Here is a 16,612-nt window from a genome sequence, read left to right on the forward strand (position 1 = left end):
CCACTCACCACTCACCACTCACCACTCACACTTGTTTGCGCGGAAGAAAATAAAAAGTGCTGGATAAATGCTATGATGCGCCCCAATTAATTAGGCAGCCCTAACCGTTTGTGATGGGCGGAATCGAGGTGAAGTGGTGAGTGAAACGGTACCTACGTCATGGTTGGTTTACTGTCGTCCTGGGTTTGAGAGTGATGCGTTGGCAGAACTACAGCATCACGCAGCATTACAGGGCATCGCCTGTGAGTCATCTCATGGTGAGGGGTGGGTAAGCTTAACGCGTGTCGATGGTGAGGCGGTAAATGATTTACACCGCCAGGCAGCGTTTAAAAATCTGATTTTCGCGCGCCAGAGCTTAGCGGCTTTACCTGCGCTCACTCTTTCACGTGACGATCGTCTTACCGCTATCTTGGAACAGGTCAAAGCCAGCCGTTGGAGCTTTGAAGAGATTTGGCATGAAACACCGGATACCAACGATGGCAAAGCACTGGCCGGACTGATTAAGGCGCTTACCAAGCCGCTGGAAAGTATGTTGAAAAAGCGTGGTGCATTAAGGCGCAGCGCGGGCTCACGACGTTTACATATTTTCTGGACTGATGGTGATCAAGTGCAGCTGGCGATGAGCTTCCCAGGCAATCGTAGCGATTTGATTAATGGTATTCGTCGGCTGCGCTTCCCCTCCCGTGCGCCTAGCCGCTCAACGCTGAAGTTGGAAGAGGCGTGGCACGAGTTTATTCCTAGGGATGAGTGGAATGTGCGGCTAGCACCGCATATGCAAGCAGCTGACTTAGGGGCCGCCCCAGGAGGTTGGACATGGCAGTTGGTTCAGCGGGGCATGTACGTGTATGCCATCGATAACGGACCGATGGAATCGCAGTTGATGAAGACCGGGCAGATTGATCATCTCAAAGAGGATGGCTTTACCTGGGAGCCACCACAGCGCTTAGACTGGCTGGTCTGCGATATTGTTGATAAACCAGTGCGAGTGCTAGCCATGGTGGAAAGGTGGCTGATTCGTAAATGGTGTAAAGAGGCGATCTTCAACCTCAAGCTGCCCATGAAAAAGCGCTGGGATGAGGTAACACGTTGCCTAACGGCGCTGGAAGAGTCGCTGGAAAAAGCGGGTGTGCATGCCAACGTATCATGCCGTCACCTCTATCACGATCGGGAAGAGGTAACGGTGCATGTAAGGCTTAGGGATTAATGCTAGTGAAGCCTCATGTTTAATAGCCTGGCTCGTAAATCCGGATAGTTTCATCTTCGGTTAACAGCGGTAAAATACGCTGCATGGCCATTGCCCGCGCTTCGCTTGAGTGCCACTCCTTCCAAGCGCGGATGTCACGCCATTTGGTAATCATCAGCCGGCGATCAGTATGACCCAGCTCTACCAGCGTTTCACCACCGATAAAGCCCCTTACGCCTAGAGAAACGCGCATTGCCTCCCGCGCTGCTTGCTCAAATTCTTCTTCAAGACCGGGCATAATTCGCCGTTCGATGATAACTTTAATCATACTGTCTGTTTCCTACATCGAGGATATTAATGGCTGATAATACGGGTACGTTACCCAACGTTGACGCGGTACTGGATACCACCGGACTCTACTGCCCAGAGCCGATTATGCTGATGCATAACAAAGTGCGCGACATGGCCCCAGGCCAAGTGCTCAAAGTGATTGCCACTGATCCAGCCACCACACGAGATGTGCCCAAGTTTTGTCAGTTTTTAGGGCACGAACTGCTAGAGCAGCACACCGCTTCTGAGAGTAACTACCTCTACTTTATTCGTTTAGCATAACCTTTTGAGATAGCCCTTTGAGATAGTCCGTCGAGATAGCTCTTCGAAATAGCCCGAAAAGCCATGCGAGGCTCAAATCAACATCGTTGATGTTGGCCTCGCTCGTAAAGCGGCATTAAGGCACTCGGTTAATCACTGGCCACAACCATCATGGCTAGCGCATCAAGCGTCGCTGGGTCTTCTTCCAGGATACGGTTGGCGATATGGCGCTGGAAAAAGTAAACGGTCTGATGGCGGGCATGAGCACTGTACAGGCACTTATCCCCTAATAAAATCGGCGTCATCGCCGCTTTGTTCTCGTCGGCAAGGAGCGCGTCAAGGCTGCCGTCGCTATAGAGACGCCAACCGTAAACGGGCTTCATATGCCAGGGGGAGTCGGGGTGATTCATGCACAGCGCGTGGGTGCCCAGAGTGTCGGGGATTTGCTGAATAAGGGTGACTTCGCCAGAAGCCTCATAATCAAAGTATTCAGCCGCCGCAACTAGCTCGTGGTATTTGTGATCCGGTGGCGTATCAAAAATTTCTTCCGTTTCAGGATCGCGATAACCTACGAAGTAGCCATTTTCCTGGCTATTCAGATCATGGCAGGCTGCCAGACTTTCCATCCACGGCACCAAACCGATGACGCTACCGTCCTCTCTTAACCCCCAGGCCAAAATAGGCAGGCCATAGAAGGCGTCGGGACTCGCAGCGAGTTGGTACACCATCTCTAAGCCATCTAGCTCAGGGGCTAAACGGACAAGGCACTTTTGCGCCTGCTGACGCTGGCGCACAGTTTCCAGGTCGATGACCTGGGCAGAGCGGGGTGACAAGGATGCGCCCATTGTGTCCCTCCTTATGCTGCGTGGTCATCAGATTGGCAAAGCAGACTCATTTGCCTCTCATATCCACAAATAGCACAACTTGCTCATAAGGTTAAGGGTTCAGCGCTTTTTAATTATCTGAACAAGTTGGAAAGCGAGCTCGCAGCGTTTGATGCTCAGAGAGTGCTTGCTGAAACTGGCCCCAGGGCGCTTGGGGATTATCCAGCGAAAGCCAGCGTTCCTGATAGCGTTGAATCGCTATTGGCTTGCCTACCTGCTGTGCGTCAATTAAGCGAATGATCGCTGTTAGCCACTGCTGGGCAGCGTTTGCCAAGCGCTCAAGCGACGGTGAATCCCAATGGCTCAAGCAACGCGTGGTATCACTCTGCTGAGCTAACAATGCATTCGCTTCTGTTAAGCGTTGAGTGGCGAGTAGCAGGGCGCGCAACACCTCAGCGGTCAATGGCCGCTCTTGCAGGGTTTTCAAATGGTTTTCAAGGGTTGAAGAGTCCTGCTGCCAGTCGCGGTCAAACTGGTGATCCGTCATTTGCTGCAAGTAATCGATCGCTTCAAGCTGGCCAGCAATAGTAGTTTCATCGATGTTAGATAAAGGCTGGCTTGCCCGCGAAAAGCTTTTAACCCACTCGCTGGAATCAAAAATAGCGTTCCAGCTTACCGCGGGTAACTGTGCCGTTTTAGTCGTGGTTAATCGGTTTAGGCGCGTTCTATCTTCATCGCTTAACTGCTCAGGAACTTCGCTATTTAAGCAGGTGCTCAGCCGCTGCCATAGAGTGCGCTCATATAACCACTGTTGGCTAGGCGGCGCTACACGCCCCAGTTGATTGTTACGTGCAGCGACTAGCGACGTGATTTGGCATTCGCGTAGCGCGTATACATTCAGCAGGCTGTCCCGGGTTTCGGGGATATCTATAATTCGATCGGGGCGCTCAGGGAAGTCGCCAATATTACCCGGGTCAGCTCTTTGAATGTTTGATAGTGCAAGGTCATCGGTGAGTCGCTGATGATAACGCTGCCACTGCTGCTCAGCGGGGTTATCCCCACAGCCAGCCAGGAGGACGCTTAGGATGATAGCTAGAGAAAGGTTTCTCCATCGAGCCATGCTTACCCCCGAATGCTAATACGCTGTAAACGCCAGCCAAGTAGCAGTGCTGCAGTGCTCAAGCCCGCAATCAACCCAATCCAGTAGCCATGAACTCCTAGCGGGGCGACCTCGCTCACTCCATAGGAGCCCAGCCAGTGGCCGCCACCCAAGCCTACAATCCAGTAGGAGAGCACCGTAATCACCATCACAATGCGGGTATCTTTATAGCCGCGTAAAGCACCCGCTAAATTGACCTGTAACGAGTCTGAGAGCTGAAAAATAACGGCTAAAGCAATGATCGAGAGCGCTAGCGCCTGTATCTCACTATTGGAGGTGTAAAGTGCGATTACCGGCTTGGCGCTAACCCACAATATAAGACTGTTAATAGCGGCAATGATGACGCTGATGACAATTCCATTCCAGGCGACTTTACGGGCTAGTGCTAAACGCTGCTGACCCAGCGTATTACCCACTCGCACGGTCAGCGCCATACTCAGCGACATTGGCAGCATAAACAGAATGGAGGTGAAACTTAGCGCTATTTGGTGAGCTCCCACCGTGACCTCACCAAAGCTGGCAATGAAGAGCGCAATGAGTGTGAACAGAGTCACTTCAACAAAAATGGCCACGCCAATGGGAACGCCCACCACCACTAATTCACGTATACCTAGCCACTGGGGCGGTGTCAGTTTTTGCCAAATCGCAACGCTTTTATAAGTACTTCCCCTGCGCGTGTAGTAGGCCATCGCGAGTGCCATCGTCCACATGGAGAGCGCCGTCGCAATGCCACAGCCAAAAGCGCCCAAGGCAGGTAGCTGTTGCAAACTAGTAGGAACCCAGGCGCCAAATAAATCAACCAAACCATCACCGCCGTAGATCAAGAGGTAGTTGGCAGGAATATTCACGCTTAAACCGACCAAGCTGATCCATAGCGCGGGGCGGGTATGATTCATGCCATCTGAAAACGCTCTAAGCGCCTGAAAAAGGGCAATCCCCGGCATGCCAAAGGCGACGGCTGACAGATAGGCGGCAGACTGGCTGGCGACCGCTGGGGGCACACTCATTAATTCAAATATCGGCATGATGGCCGACCAAAGCAGCACAGCCGCGATAGCGCCTAGTAGCAGCGCGACCCAAAGCGCCTGATGAACGGCTGGACGAATAGCTTCATTGCGCTTCCCACCCAGCAAATGCGCCACAATGGGGGTAAGCCCCATTAAAGTGCCCGTCATAAATAGCATGAGTGGCATCCACAGGCTTGAGCCCACCGATACAGCGGCAAGTGAGGTGGCGTCATGCCGACCGGTCATCATAACGTCGACGACACTCATCCCGGCCTGAGCCAACTGAGCACCGCAAATAGGCAGTGCCAAGTGCATCAACGTTCGTGTTTCTGGCCAGTAAACCGATTTAATTTGCTGAGTAAAGCCGCCCACTTGTTGGCTCCTGAAGGGGAAAAGTTGCTGTGAAAGGCCGCTATATTAGCAGGAGCGACTCACTTTTGGGGTTAGCCGTTAGCTTGTATTAATCGTGTGGGTATAATGCCCCAAAACCAGTATCAAACGAGGTCAATGTGAGTGACAGGCAGGAGCGATGGACGCTCGAGGATATTACCGCGCTTTTTGACGGGATTTTTGCTGAGCGGTATCAAACCCGATTGGTTCGGGGCGGGGACGAGCCTCTCTATCGGCCCGCTAACAGTGAAACCCCTTATCATCAGGTTATCTTTGCGCGGGGCTACTATGCCAGTGCGCTGCATGAAATCAGCCATTGGTGTATTGCAGGAGCGCAGCGGCGCCAACAAGAGGATTACGGCTACTGGTATTGCCCTGATGGGCGAGATGCTGAACAGCAAAAAGCGTTTGAGCAGGCTGAGATTGCGCCACAGGCGTTGGAATCTATCTTGACACGTGCCTGTGGTCGCGTGTTTCATGTCAGCGTGGACAATCTAGGCGGCGATATAGAGGTAGATATAGAGGCCTTTGCAGCGCGAGTGGAGGCCCGCGCCCAGCGCTACTTGAAGGAGGGGTTGCCCGCCCGCGCAAATGCCTTCCAGGTGACGCTTAAACGCTTCTACTCTGGCCAGGCGACGCTAGCGGAAGCTGTGGCCCAGGCGCATGCCGCGTTGGATAAAATGGATAAAGCGTTGCCGGCTTAATCCTCTTCGGTCAGGCGCTGATGCATCGATAGCATAACCTCAAGCTCATGTTCTGGGCGCATCGGCTCTAAGCCCAGCTCGCTGAACGTTTCGCGCCTTTGGCGGTGCCATTCGCCTGGGGTAAGCGAAGGGTAGAGTACCGACGCAGGGGCTAGCTCAACAAAAGGATCAAGCCCGTAGGTGTCAAAAAGGCGCGCTAATGCCGCTTCGTCGTCGCCATTGTCGCTGGTATACAGCGTGGAGGAGAAGTGGTCGTTCTCAAGCTCGCGAATTACCTCAAGCGGGCTAACCCCTAAGCTCTCCAGCTCTTCCATGCTGTAAGCGCCCATGGCATTGGTATCCTCTTTGATCCAGCTATCGTCCGGCTGAATCAATGTTTGCTTCACCCGGCCATCGGGTAGCGACCAGGCAATGGCTAGCGGGAGCCCATCGTCTTCGCCTGTTTCAATGGCTATAAACCCTGGATAATCGGCCACGCTAATACTCCTTTTAAGATTCCGTGGGAAGACGGAAAAAACGCTGGGCGGTCTTTGTGGTTGCCGCACCTAGCTCTGTTTCGCTAATACCATGCCACTGGGCGATCTCGCGGACAATCCACGGTAGCAACGCCGGTTCGTGTCGGCGACCCTTTAATTTCGCCGGTAGGTTACGGGGTAGCAGATAAGGGCAGTCGGTTTCTACCATCAAGCGCTCTAAGGGTATATCGCTTACCAGCGGACGCAGGTGATGACCGCGCCGCTCGTCGCAAATCCAACCCGTCAACCCTATATGTAAGTCTAGGTCGAGATAACCAAACAGCGTATCGCTGTCGGCGGTAAAACAGTGCACCACCGCATGGCTGATCTCGTCTCGCCACGCATGCAGGATTTCGCGCATACGCTGGCCAGCATCTCGTTCGTGTAAAAACAGCGGCAGATCACTTTCTACTGCGAGAGCCAGTTGCGCTTCAAAGGCACGCTCCTGCTCCTGGGGCGTCGAGAAGTTGCGATTAAAATCCAAGCCACACTCGCCTACAGCGACGACCTCCGGCATGGCATGCAGGGCTGCCATGGCACGCTCAAGGTTCTTATCCCAGTGACTGGCATCATGGGGGTGCACTCCCGCCGTGGCGTAGAGGCCAGGATACTGCTTGGCCAGGGTAACCGCTTGCTTGGCGTGGGCAAGGTCGGTGCCGGTGACGATCATGGTCGTTACCTGCGCCGTCTGGGCGCGCTGGATAACCGCCTCAAGATCACGATCGAAGCTTTCATGGGTCAAGTTAGCGCCGATATCCACCAAAGGGGCGCTAGGCCGAAACTGTAGTGCTTCGGGTAAAAAGTCATCGGCATCAGCAGTGGCCAAAGGTCTCTCCCGTTCAATATGTAAAGGCACCATTGTAACGGCATGCGCGAGCATCGACTAATGGTGTATTGAAGAAGGTGAGCACAAGGAAATGGCACGAATTGCAAAAAAACTGGCTCGATAGGTAAACAGCTAGGGCTTATTACCGCCTAAGATGAACTCAAGCTATTAAGTGCTACGTCACTGCGATTGATTCAAAAACACCCTTTAATAACAACAAAAGAGAGCCTCATAACTATGCAACTATTTTATCGTCCATCTCATCGTGCATCTCACCGCTTTGCTACTTCCACCCTAGCTGCTGGGAAAAGTGGCTTAGCTATGTGATTGAAAAAGCAAGGCGATTGAACACAAGCTGGCGTTTGAACACTGGAGAGAACCATGCGGTTGGATGAGGTAGTGATTCTAGGCGGCGCACGTACCGCGATCGGTAGTTTTGGCGGTTCGCTCTCGACAATGGCACCGTTCGAGCTGGGGGCGATCACCGCCAAAGAGGCGTTGCGCCGTGCTGGCGTTGAGGGCGGAGATATCGATCACTCGGTCTATGGTCACATTATTACCACCGGCCCCCAGGATGCCTATCTGGCGCGCCATATTGCGCTAGAAGCTGGCGTGCCGAAAGAGGCGGGGGCATTCAACGTCAATCGGCTGTGTGGTTCCGGCGTACAGGCGGTGGTCTCAGCCGCCCAGCAGATTGCCACGGGCGACAGCCGCTTAGCACTGGCAGGTGGCGCTGAGTCGATGTCGCGCGGGGCTTATCTGCTGCCTCCTCAAGCGCGCAACGGTGTGCGTATGGGTGATGTAAACGTTCAGGATTTAACCCTGGGCATCTTAAGCGACCCCTTTGGCAGCGGCCACATGGGCTGCACTGCCGAGAACATCGCTAAACAGTATGGCCTAAGCCGTGAGCAGTTGGATCAGTTTGCTCTTGAAAGCCATCAAAAAGCGGGGCGTGCCATCGCGGAAGGCCGCTTTGACGATCAGATCGTAGCGGTGGAGGTCAGTCGCGGTAAGCAAACGGTTCATTTTTCCCGCGATGAACACGTGCGCGATGGCGTCCAACTTAGCGATTTGGCGCGGCTCAAGCCCACCTTCCAAAAAGACGGCTTGGTTACCGCAGGCAATGCCTCGGGTATCAACGATGGTGCAGCCACGTTAGTGCTTGCTCATGCCAATGAAGCCACACAGCGCGCCTTAGCGCCCAGGGCGCATCTTCGTGTTGCCACGACCGCAGGCGTTGACCCAACGCTGATGGGGTTAGGGCCCATTCCTGCGGTGAAACGCTGCCTGCAGCAGGCAGGGCTAAGCATCAACGATATTGATGTGATTGAATCCAATGAGGCGTTTGCTGCCCAAGCCATGGCAGTGGCGGAAACGCTCGGTTTCCCGTTAGCGAAGCTAAACCCCAACGGCGGTGCGGTTGCCTTGGGGCACCCGGTGGGAGCCACGGGGGCTATTCTGATTCTTAAGGCTCTGCACGAATTGGAGCGCATCAATGGCCGCTACGGATTGATAACCCTGTGTATTGGTGGAGGGCAGGGCATCGCCCTGCTTATCGAGCGATCCAAATCGATTGCTACAAAAACAGTGCTATAAGAACAAAGTTAAAGGAGTGTTTATGCCTTCAGTTACCCCGAAAATTTTACCCTCCGCGGCCTCTGCGACCAATCCCGCCTTGATGATTGGCGACCTGCTGGAGGCTGGCGTGCGAATGGCGTGCGACAATCAGATTGTCTACCGGGATCAGAGCCGCCACAGCTATGAGCGTTTTCGTGAGCGGGTGCACCAACTGGCCCATACGCTGACGTCACAGGGCGTACAAGCTGGTGACGTGGTGGCGGTGCTGGATTGGGATAGCCACCGCTACCTGGAGTGCTTCTTCGCCATTCCGATGATCGGTGCGGTACTCCACACGGTGAACGTGCGCCTGGCTCCGGAGCAAATCCTCTACACCATGGATCATGCCGAAGACGTTTTCGTCATCGTGCACGAAGAGTTTGTGCCACTGCTTGATCCGCTGGCCGATAAGCTACCCCAAGTGCGTGGCTACCTGCTGTGTCAGGAGACCCCGCAAACAGTCGATACCACTCTGCCACTGGTGGGCGAGTTTGAAGCGCTATTAAGCCAGCAGCCCACCCACTACGATTTCCCCACTTTTGATGAGAACGCCGTCGCCACACTGTTCTACACTACCGGCACCACGGGTAACCCCAAAGGGGTTTTCTTCACCCACCGCCAGTTGGTGCTGCATACATTGAACGAGTCTAGCGCTTTTCAGGCGCCCGGTTTTGAGCTGCTCAACCGCGACAAGGTCTACATGCCGATTACCCCCATGTTTCACGTTCACGCCTGGGGTGTGCCATATACCGCCACGCTGATGGGGGCTACCCAGGTTTACCCTGGCCGCTACGAGCCGGAAATGCTGGTCAAGCTGCTGGTCAGCGAGAAGGTCGACTTCTCCCACTGCGTACCGACTCTGCTCAACATGGTGGTCAGCGCCGAGGCGATTGTCTCAAAACAGGTCGATCTCTCCGGCTGGAAAGTGCTGGTCGGCGGCAGTGCGTTAACCCAGTCGCTGGCAAGCAAGGCATGGGCGTTGGGAATCGATACACGTAGTGCTTATGGCATGTCGGAAACCTGTCCGCTACTTACCGCCGATATTCTTCCGAAGGATATCGGCGAGGCTGATTTTGAGGCCCAGCTACCCTGGCGCTGTAAAGCGGGCCTGCCGATACCATTGGTTAAGCTTCAAGTGGTCGATGCGAACGGCGAGCCACTGCCCAATGATGGTAAAAGCGTTGGTGAAGTGCGTGTTCAAGCGCCTTGGCTTACCCAGGCCTACTACAAAGAGGAGAAACGCAGTGCGGAGTTATGGCGCAACGGCTGGCTGCATACCGGGGATGTCGGCTCGCTTGATGAGCGGGGCTTTCTGACCATTAGCGACCGCATAAAAGACGTGATTAAAACCGGCGGTGAGTGGCTCTCGTCGTTAGAGCTGGAGAGCTATATCAGCCAATGCCCAGGTATTGCCGAAGTGGCGGTGATCGGGGTGACGGACGAAAAGTGGGGGGAGCGGCCAGCGGCGTTAGCTGTCCCCGTCGACCTGAACAATCCGCCTACCACCGAGACCGTGCAGGCGTTTTTAGAGCAGTTTGTCGCCCAGGGAAAACTCAACCGCTGGGGGATTCCCAGCATGATTCGCTTCGTCGATGAGATACCCAAGACCAGCGTGGGCAAGCTGGATAAGAAACGTATTCGCACCGAAATTTAGCCTATCGGGCTGGCTAGCGGACATTGCCCGCCGTGCGTGCTTTGCGATACGCGGCGGGAGAATTGCCCGTCCAGGTTTTGAAGGCACGACTAAAGCAGGCTAGATCCTCAAAGCTCAACGCCTCCGCGATGCTAACCAGGGGCTTCTCACTACAGGTGAGAGCCTGAATAGCGACATCGCGGCGGTACTCATCCTTGACCGCTTGAAAGTGGGTTCCCTCCCTTTTGAGGTGCCGCGCCAGCGTGCGAGCAGAGATATGCAGCGCATCGGCTACGCTATGCACGGTGCCAGACGTAGTCAGATGACGTGAGAGGTGTTCGCGCACCCGGTGGGAGAGCAGGCGATCTGCAAACGACACATAGAACCAGTCTGCGGGGGCGCGCTTTAAAAAAGCGCCCAGGTGTCTCTTGGTCTGGCGGATAGGATGATCAAGCAAACCGCGATCTATATAGATCGCGGTTTGCGGCTGCCCAAAGCGTACTGTACCAGGATAAAAGTATAGATAATCAGCGCTGTGCGGCGGCTGGGGGTAAGCGCACTCCATCAAAATGGGGGGTATTTTACGCGCAATCATCCACGACGCGATGCCGTGAAACAGCTTGAGCATCAGCTCATGAATCAGAGTGCGACTGCCCACCGGTGGAGCATGCTCCACCAGCGCCATACGAGCGAAGTCTCCTTCAAGGGTAAACGCATAGCCAAAGTCGTCGAGAAGAATGCGAAAAAACTGCGTATAGCGGTGCAGTGCTACCTGCAAATTGGGCGCATCCAGCATGCTTAAACACAGCAGCTTCAGGGTGCCACCCCGCAGCGGGCGGGGAAAAAAACCGGGCGTTTCGTCGTCCAGTTCGTTCACCAGCCCGCGGTACAGTTCGGCAAACTGCTCAACCGTGACGCGGCCATGGGGGGCCGAAAGTAAAAAGGGCGAGATCCCCACCCGCTCAAGATAACGGGCGGGGGATATTGTGCTGTTCGGCAAGCCTTTAAACAGCTCATTTACAAAATGCATCGAGACGGTCACCGTCACTGTCAGCCCGCCTTTGAAAAGAGTGATGTTTAATAGGGTTATTGTTTTGGCTGACAAAACGTTATCACGCTGACGATTTGCTCTCTATAGCGTTGTCCTCCATAACGTTCCCCCTCCTGGGCCGCTCATGCGTTACACTGTGCGCCTCACGACTAAGGAGGACACCGCGTGACCCTGTTACGACTCGAACAGCTGCAACTCGCCTACGGCACCCATGTACTGCTAAATCGCGCCGACCTGACGGTTGAAAAAGGCGAGCGGCTGGCGCTGGTCGGGCGCAACGGCACCGGCAAGTCCACTCTGCTGAAGCTGGTAGCGGGGGATATCCTGCCCGACGATGGCTCAATCTGGCGAGCACCTGGCCTCAAGATAGGCGTGCTGGCCCAGGAGTTGCCCGAGTCATCTGGCCTGACCATTTTCGATATGGTCGCCCAAGGTCTGCCGGAAGCCGGAGAGTTACTCTCCGAGTACGATCACCTTATCAATGATCCCGACCCCGATATGGATCGCATGGCGACCCTGCAAACGCGTCTGGAAGCCATCGATGGTTGGTCATTCCACCAGCGTATCGACACCGTACTGACCCGTTTGGGCCTGCCCCCAGCGGCTGAGATGAGCTCACTCTCCGGTGGCTGGCGCCGTCGTGTGGCGCTGGCGCGTGCCCTGGTGGCCGAGCCTGATCTACTGCTGCTCGATGAGCCTACCAACCATTTGGACTTAGACACCATTGCCTGGTTGGAAGAGCAACTGCTGGCGTTTAACGGCGCGGTACTGCTGATTACTCACGATAGGGCGTTTCTTTCCAAGCTGGCCACCAATATTCTAGAGCTGGATCGCGGCCAGCTTGGGCGCTACCCCGGCAAGTACGAGGAGTATCAGGCTCGCAAGCAGCACGAGCTTGAAGTAGAGGCGCGGGAGAACGCCGAATTCGATAAAAAACTTGCCCAAGAGGAAGCCTGGATTCGTCAGGGCGTTAAAGCACGGCGTACCCGCAACGAAGGCCGGGTTCGAGCGCTCGAGGCAATGCGTAACGAGCGTAGCCAGCGCCGCGAGCGCCAGGGTAATGCCAACCTGACGGTAGATCGTGGTGAGCGTACCGGCAAGCGCGTTGTGGAACTGCAAGGCGTCAACCAGCGGTTTGGTGATGAGGTCATACTGCGCGATATCAACCTTGAGGTACTGCGCGGTGACCGTATTGGCTTCCTGGGGCGCAACGGTGCGGGCAAGACAACCCTGCTAAAAATCCTGCTGGGTGAGTTGGAACCCACTGAAGGCAAGGTGCAGATGGGCACCAACCTGAAAGTAGCTTATTTCGACCAACTGCGCGCCGGGCTTGAACTGGAAAAAACTGTTTACGACAACGTTGCCCAAGGCAGTGATCGTGTCAGTGTGGGCGGTAAAGACCGCCATGTGATGAGCTACCTGCAGGACTTTCTTTTCACCCCCGAGCGGGTGCGCCAGCCGGTGAAAGCGCTCTCTGGTGGCGAGTCCAACCGCCTGCTGCTGGCCAAGTTGTTCACTCAGCCAGCTAACGTGCTGGTGCTCGATGAGCCGACCAATGACCTCGACATGGAAACCCTGGAGCTGCTCGAAGAGCTGCTGCTCGATTTCGATGGCACGCTGCTACTGGTCTCCCACGACCGAACCTTTATGGACAACGTGGTGACCAGCATGCTCGCCTTTGAAGGCGATGGCGTTGTACGTGAATACGTGGGTGGCTATACTGACTGGATTCGCCAGGGGGGCAAGCTGCCGCCAGCACCTTGGGAGGGGGCGGCGCGTCAACGTACCGAACCCACCTCAGAAGCGCCCAAGAAAGTGGCTGAAGCACCTGCCGCAACGGCTAAGAAAAGCGTCAAGCTCTCGTATAATTTGCAACGCGAGTTAGATGCACTGCCCGCCGAAATCGAACGTCTTGAGGGCCAAGTAGAGGCGCTGGAGAGTGAAATCGGTGACCCAGCGTTTTATCAGCAGGATGCCGACGCCGTTACGGCTAAGCTGCAAACGCTTGAAAAAGTGCAGAAAGCGTTAGAAGTTGCCATGGAGCGCTGGATGGAACTGGAAGCGATGGCTGCCGGTGAGTAGCTTGAAAACGTTAAAAGGCGCCGTAAGGGCGCCTTTTTTATAAACGTTATCGTGCCTTAGGTTACTCGTCGCTTTCTTCGCCTTTTTTACCGACGCGAACGGCTAGCACATCGCATTGGGCACCGTGCAATACGCCGGTAGAGGTTGAGCCGAGCAGTAGAGCAAAACCGTGGCGGCCATGGGAGCCCACTACGATTAGATCAACATCATGCTCCTCAGCAAAACGGTGAATTTCAGTGTCGGGCATACCCACCACTACGTGCTGGTCAGCCTCGGCAATATGCGGGGCGGCGATTTCGGCTAAGCGTTTTTTGGCGTGTTCATCCAATTGATCCTGGATGCTGGTCAAGTCCATGGGGATATCGCCACCGTAGGCAAACCCAAGCGGTTCCAGGGTATGCATAATGGAGATTTTGGCTTGGTCGTTGCGTTCAGCGATTGCAACGGCACGCTCCAGAATCTTGTGGGAGTCTTTGGTTAAGTCAACGGCAACTAAAATGTGGTGATAGCTCATGGCGTATCTCCTTGGCAGTAGGTAACAAAGAGGCTCTTTGTTCAATAACCGTTACTTTAGATGGCGTGTCCTGTTTTAACAATAGCAAGCGTTTTAACAATGACTTGAGTCAAAACAGCGACCTGAGTCATGGTTTTTAGATTAGTTTATACAGTGTGGCTTATGTGGGAGAAAATGTAGAGATGGAATGGTTGATTATCGTGTTTATTATGCTGTTTGTAATTGCGCCGGTGATGTGGCTAAAGCCTAGCCCGCGTCAAAAACGCCAGCAGGCGCTGCGCACTCAAATCGCCAAACAGGGCGTCAGCATCAAACTGGAAAAGCCGCCGCTACATCATTTTAGAGGTACCATGCCGGCTTATCGCTGGCACTATCCCCAGGAAGGGCCGGGCCCTGATTTTCTATTGGTAAGAGACAGCAATGCCAGTGAAGCCTTAACGCCATTTCATGCTGGCTGGCGCTGGCGGATTGCCCCCTTGCGGCCATTACCCGATGCCGCCACAGCAGCGTTAAAAACACTACTTGAACGCTTGCCGCAAGACGCCTTGGTGGTGCAGTCAACGCCCTATGCATTGACGCTTTGGTGGTGGGAGTCGCAAACCGCGGAGCGATTCGCGACCTATCTACCCGAATTTCAGCAACTGCGGGAGGCGTTGCGTGGCCGTGCCGACCAGCCTTTCAGCCAGCCGTTAAAGGGCACTTAGCAGGCGTCATCCACAGTCAGCGATCAAGATACCGGATTATCCTGATCCCGTGCTTGTATCGCCAAGCCGTTTGCCTCGATCACTGCCAACCAATCGTTGAGTTGTTCGAGGTTCTCCTCGCTTAAGCCAGCGAACATCTCTTTGCGCGCTTGTTGCGCAACGCTGTCGATTTTTTCCAACAGCGGCATCGCGGCAGGGGTAAGATAAATCCGCTTGCTGCGACGGTCGTTGTCGCAGGCTCGGCGCTCAACTAAGCCTTGTTCTTCGAGCTGGCCCAGGGTGCGCACAAGAGAGGGCGCCTCAACACCAATCGCACGGGCGAGATCGCACTGTGGATGGCCTTCGCCAAGACGCCACAGGTGATACAGCGTCACCCAGCGTGTTTGGGTTAATCCCAACGGCGCCAAGCGGCGATCCAAGATGGAGCGCCATAAGTGGGGCAAGCGTGCGATGCGAAATCCAATCGTTGAAGCCATAGGTAACTAGCTGCCAATAAGTGTGAGTAGTCGAATTGTCATAAGCTACGCCGCTGAATGCAAGGCGCTAACCCTTCAATCTTCCGGTCGCGCCTCTTCATCGTTCGGGCGACCCGGCACAAACCGCCGTAAGTTTAATCCACTTAGGCCACTGGCGCGTATCTCTCCATCTGCCAGCGTGGCTTGCTGAGCATCGTCTGAGACCTCAAAACGTATTAATCCCAAGCGCTGGCCCGTACCTGTCATGATATCAATGCGCCAATCGCCAGTAGGATCTTCGGGAAAGTTTTGTTTGTGACTCCAGGCGCGGTAACCCTGCTCGCGCCCGCCATCGATATTAAGCTCCACGACATCCATTGGCACACCATTGTGATGCCATGCATGGGTAATAGTTTCACTTAATCCCCGCGGTGCCCGAATAGCGGTGTAAACATAAAGGCCATTTTCGCTGATGGCTTGTGGCGTTAACGCCATTGAGCCTTGAGGCAGGCGCTGCTCAACATTAAAACCAGGAGAGAGTGCGCTACTGGTCATCCAGAGACTGGCAGGCGGTACCCATATACGTCCCAGCCAAGCTCCATAGGCGAGTAGCAGCGTCAACACAAAAAAAGCGCACCAGCGTTTGAGCGAGCGCTGCTTAAGCAAGTGCCAAAAACTCGGCAAAGCTACCAGAATGGTGATCCCCAGGGCCAGTAGCAGGCTCTGGCCGGTGGTCAGGTGCACCATGATGGGGAGCGTGACCAGCAATACCAGGAAGACGCACTGGGCATGAAAGACGAAATAGAGACTGCGCCAGCGCTCCGCGACTTTGAAGTAGAGTGGATCGATAATCGACAGTAGTGCCATACCGCCCACCAGAAGCGCAAACAGCGTTTGCCCGCTATTCCACACCGTGGTGACTATGATAAACGGCAGGGTGAAGAAAAGTGTCTCCTGGTGAATCATCTGGGCAATAAAAGTGGTTACGCCCCGCGGTGGCGTGGGGTGGCCCCGACGCGATAACCAGCGGCTGATCAAGCCTTCGGAAAGCAGTAGCGTCCAGGCAAACAGTAGTCCCAGCGCCAGCGCTGCGCCTAACCACTGCTGACGATCAACTAAAAAGAAGCTGCTTAGCCCGGCAGCAAAGGCCATTGGTGGCCAAAGCCAGCTCCAGGGCTTGAGGCGTTCGACAATGCGTTCAATTCGCTGCTGAATAGCTTCAATACGCGAAGGCGTGAGCAGTGCGCCCATAACAAGATAACCTGCAAAGTAAAAGAAAGCGCGATTCTAACAGGCTGTTAGGCTTAACGCTGATCTACTGCAAATCCATGTTTCTGGCGGGATCGGTTACATTCAC

17 protein-coding genes are annotated in these 16,612 nt (G+C 54.7%); 7 read left to right on the forward strand and 10 right to left on the reverse strand.

The annotated features are described in order from the left end of the window. The first annotated feature begins 133 nt into the window (after window positions 1-133). Window positions 134-1,204 carry a 23S rRNA (cytidine(2498)-2'-O)-methyltransferase RlmM gene (gene rlmM / locus HZU72_RS20120; RefSeq protein ID WP_180095291.1) on the forward strand — a complete coding sequence of 357 codons (1,071 nt, stop codon included), beginning with the start codon at window positions 134-136 and terminating at the stop codon, window positions 1,202-1,204. A 19-nt stretch (window positions 1,205-1,223) separates the two neighbouring features. Here the strand turns inward: rlmM and HZU72_RS20125 are convergent, their stop codons facing one another. Further along, complete coding sequence (locus HZU72_RS20125; protein WP_007113141.1) at window positions 1,224-1,511, reverse strand: antibiotic biosynthesis monooxygenase family protein; 288 nt, start codon at window positions 1,509-1,511, stop codon at window positions 1,224-1,226. Between the two features lie 29 nt (window positions 1,512-1,540). On the opposite strand from HZU72_RS20125, the gene tusA reads away from it, so the two are divergent. Further along, window positions 1,541-1,795, forward strand: a complete 255-nt coding sequence (gene tusA, locus HZU72_RS20130; protein ID WP_180095294.1) for a sulfurtransferase TusA — start codon at window positions 1,541-1,543, stop codon at window positions 1,793-1,795. Between the two features lie 128 nt (window positions 1,796-1,923). On the opposite strand, the gene HZU72_RS20135 is transcribed toward tusA, so the two are convergent. The 3 genes from HZU72_RS20135 to HZU72_RS20145 form a co-directional block, all read right to left on the reverse strand. Then, a complete protein-coding gene (locus HZU72_RS20135) occupies window positions 1,924-2,619 on the reverse strand; it encodes a hypothetical protein (protein WP_180095297.1) in 696 nt (231 codons plus the stop codon). A 109-nt stretch (window positions 2,620-2,728) separates the two neighbouring features. Continuing rightward, window positions 2,729-3,718 (reverse strand): DUF3080 family protein, encoded by a 990-nt coding sequence (locus tag HZU72_RS20140; protein WP_180095300.1) that lies wholly within the window; start codon window positions 3,716-3,718, stop codon window positions 2,729-2,731. A gap of 2 nt (window positions 3,719-3,720) precedes the next feature. After that, complete coding sequence (locus HZU72_RS20145) at window positions 3,721-5,136, reverse strand: MATE family efflux transporter (protein ID WP_180095303.1); 1,416 nt, start codon at window positions 5,134-5,136, stop codon at window positions 3,721-3,723. 137 nt (window positions 5,137-5,273) lie between these two features. Between HZU72_RS20145 and HZU72_RS20150 the strand changes: the two genes are divergently transcribed. Beyond that, the gene (locus tag HZU72_RS20150) at window positions 5,274-5,858 is read left to right on the forward strand and encodes an elongation factor P hydroxylase (RefSeq protein ID WP_180095311.1); all 585 of its coding nucleotides are present in this window, start codon (window positions 5,274-5,276) and stop codon (window positions 5,856-5,858) included. Here the strand turns inward: HZU72_RS20150 and HZU72_RS20155 are convergent. Together HZU72_RS20155 and HZU72_RS20160 are read right to left on the reverse strand one after the other, a co-directional pair. Next, on the reverse strand, window positions 5,855-6,334 hold the full coding sequence (locus HZU72_RS20155) for a hypothetical protein (RefSeq protein WP_180095313.1): 480 nt from the start codon (window positions 6,332-6,334) through the stop codon (window positions 5,855-5,857). The two genes, HZU72_RS20150 and HZU72_RS20155, sit on opposite strands and share 4 nt — an antisense overlap. A gap of 13 nt (window positions 6,335-6,347) precedes the next feature. After that, window positions 6,348-7,199 (reverse strand): TatD family hydrolase, encoded by an 852-nt coding sequence (locus HZU72_RS20160; RefSeq protein ID WP_180095314.1) that lies wholly within the window; start codon window positions 7,197-7,199, stop codon window positions 6,348-6,350. A 381-nt stretch (window positions 7,200-7,580) separates the two neighbouring features. On the opposite strand from HZU72_RS20160, the gene bktB reads away from it, so the two are divergent. Together bktB and HZU72_RS20170 are read left to right on the forward strand one after the other, a co-directional pair. Continuing rightward, the gene (gene bktB, locus HZU72_RS20165; RefSeq protein ID WP_180095316.1) at window positions 7,581-8,795 is read left to right on the forward strand and encodes a beta-ketothiolase BktB; all 1,215 of its coding nucleotides are present in this window, start codon (window positions 7,581-7,583) and stop codon (window positions 8,793-8,795) included. Window positions 8,796-8,817: 22 nt separating this feature from the next. Beyond that, window positions 8,818-10,470 (forward strand): fatty acid--CoA ligase, encoded by a 1,653-nt coding sequence (locus tag HZU72_RS20170; protein ID WP_180095318.1) that lies wholly within the window; start codon window positions 8,818-8,820, stop codon window positions 10,468-10,470. Window positions 10,471-10,483: 13 nt separating this feature from the next. Here the strand turns inward: HZU72_RS20170 and HZU72_RS20175 are convergent, their stop codons facing one another. Then, window positions 10,484-11,479 (reverse strand): AraC family transcriptional regulator, encoded by a 996-nt coding sequence (locus tag HZU72_RS20175; RefSeq protein WP_208458168.1) that lies wholly within the window; start codon window positions 11,477-11,479, stop codon window positions 10,484-10,486. Window positions 11,480-11,665: 186 nt separating this feature from the next. Between HZU72_RS20175 and HZU72_RS20180 the strand changes: the two genes are divergently transcribed. After that, window positions 11,666-13,582, forward strand: a complete 1,917-nt coding sequence (locus tag HZU72_RS20180; RefSeq protein ID WP_180095322.1) for an ATP-binding cassette domain-containing protein — start codon at window positions 11,666-11,668, stop codon at window positions 13,580-13,582. 61 nt (window positions 13,583-13,643) lie between these two features. On the opposite strand, the gene HZU72_RS20185 is transcribed toward HZU72_RS20180, so the two are convergent. Next, window positions 13,644-14,096 (reverse strand): universal stress protein, encoded by a 453-nt coding sequence (locus HZU72_RS20185; protein ID WP_022522962.1) that lies wholly within the window; start codon window positions 14,094-14,096, stop codon window positions 13,644-13,646. 182 nt (window positions 14,097-14,278) lie between these two features. Between HZU72_RS20185 and HZU72_RS20190 the strand changes: the two genes are divergently transcribed. Further along, window positions 14,279-14,800, forward strand: coding sequence for a preprotein translocase subunit YajC (locus HZU72_RS20190; protein ID WP_180095324.1), 522 nt, complete (start codon window positions 14,279-14,281; stop codon window positions 14,798-14,800). 23 nt (window positions 14,801-14,823) lie between these two features. On the opposite strand, the gene slyA is transcribed toward HZU72_RS20190, so the two are convergent. Continuing rightward, a complete protein-coding gene (slyA, locus tag HZU72_RS20195) occupies window positions 14,824-15,276 on the reverse strand; it encodes a transcriptional regulator SlyA (RefSeq protein ID WP_180095326.1) in 453 nt (150 codons plus the stop codon). Window positions 15,277-15,351: 75 nt separating this feature from the next. Beyond that, a complete protein-coding gene (locus tag HZU72_RS20200; protein WP_180095329.1) occupies window positions 15,352-16,506 on the reverse strand; it encodes a DUF5924 family protein in 1,155 nt (384 codons plus the stop codon). Window positions 16,507-16,612: the final 106 nt, after the last annotated feature.

Origin of the sequence: Vreelandella sedimenti (genome assembly GCF_013416325.1) — a bacterium.
Classification (GTDB): Bacteria; Pseudomonadota; Gammaproteobacteria; order Pseudomonadales; family Halomonadaceae; genus Vreelandella; species Vreelandella sedimenti.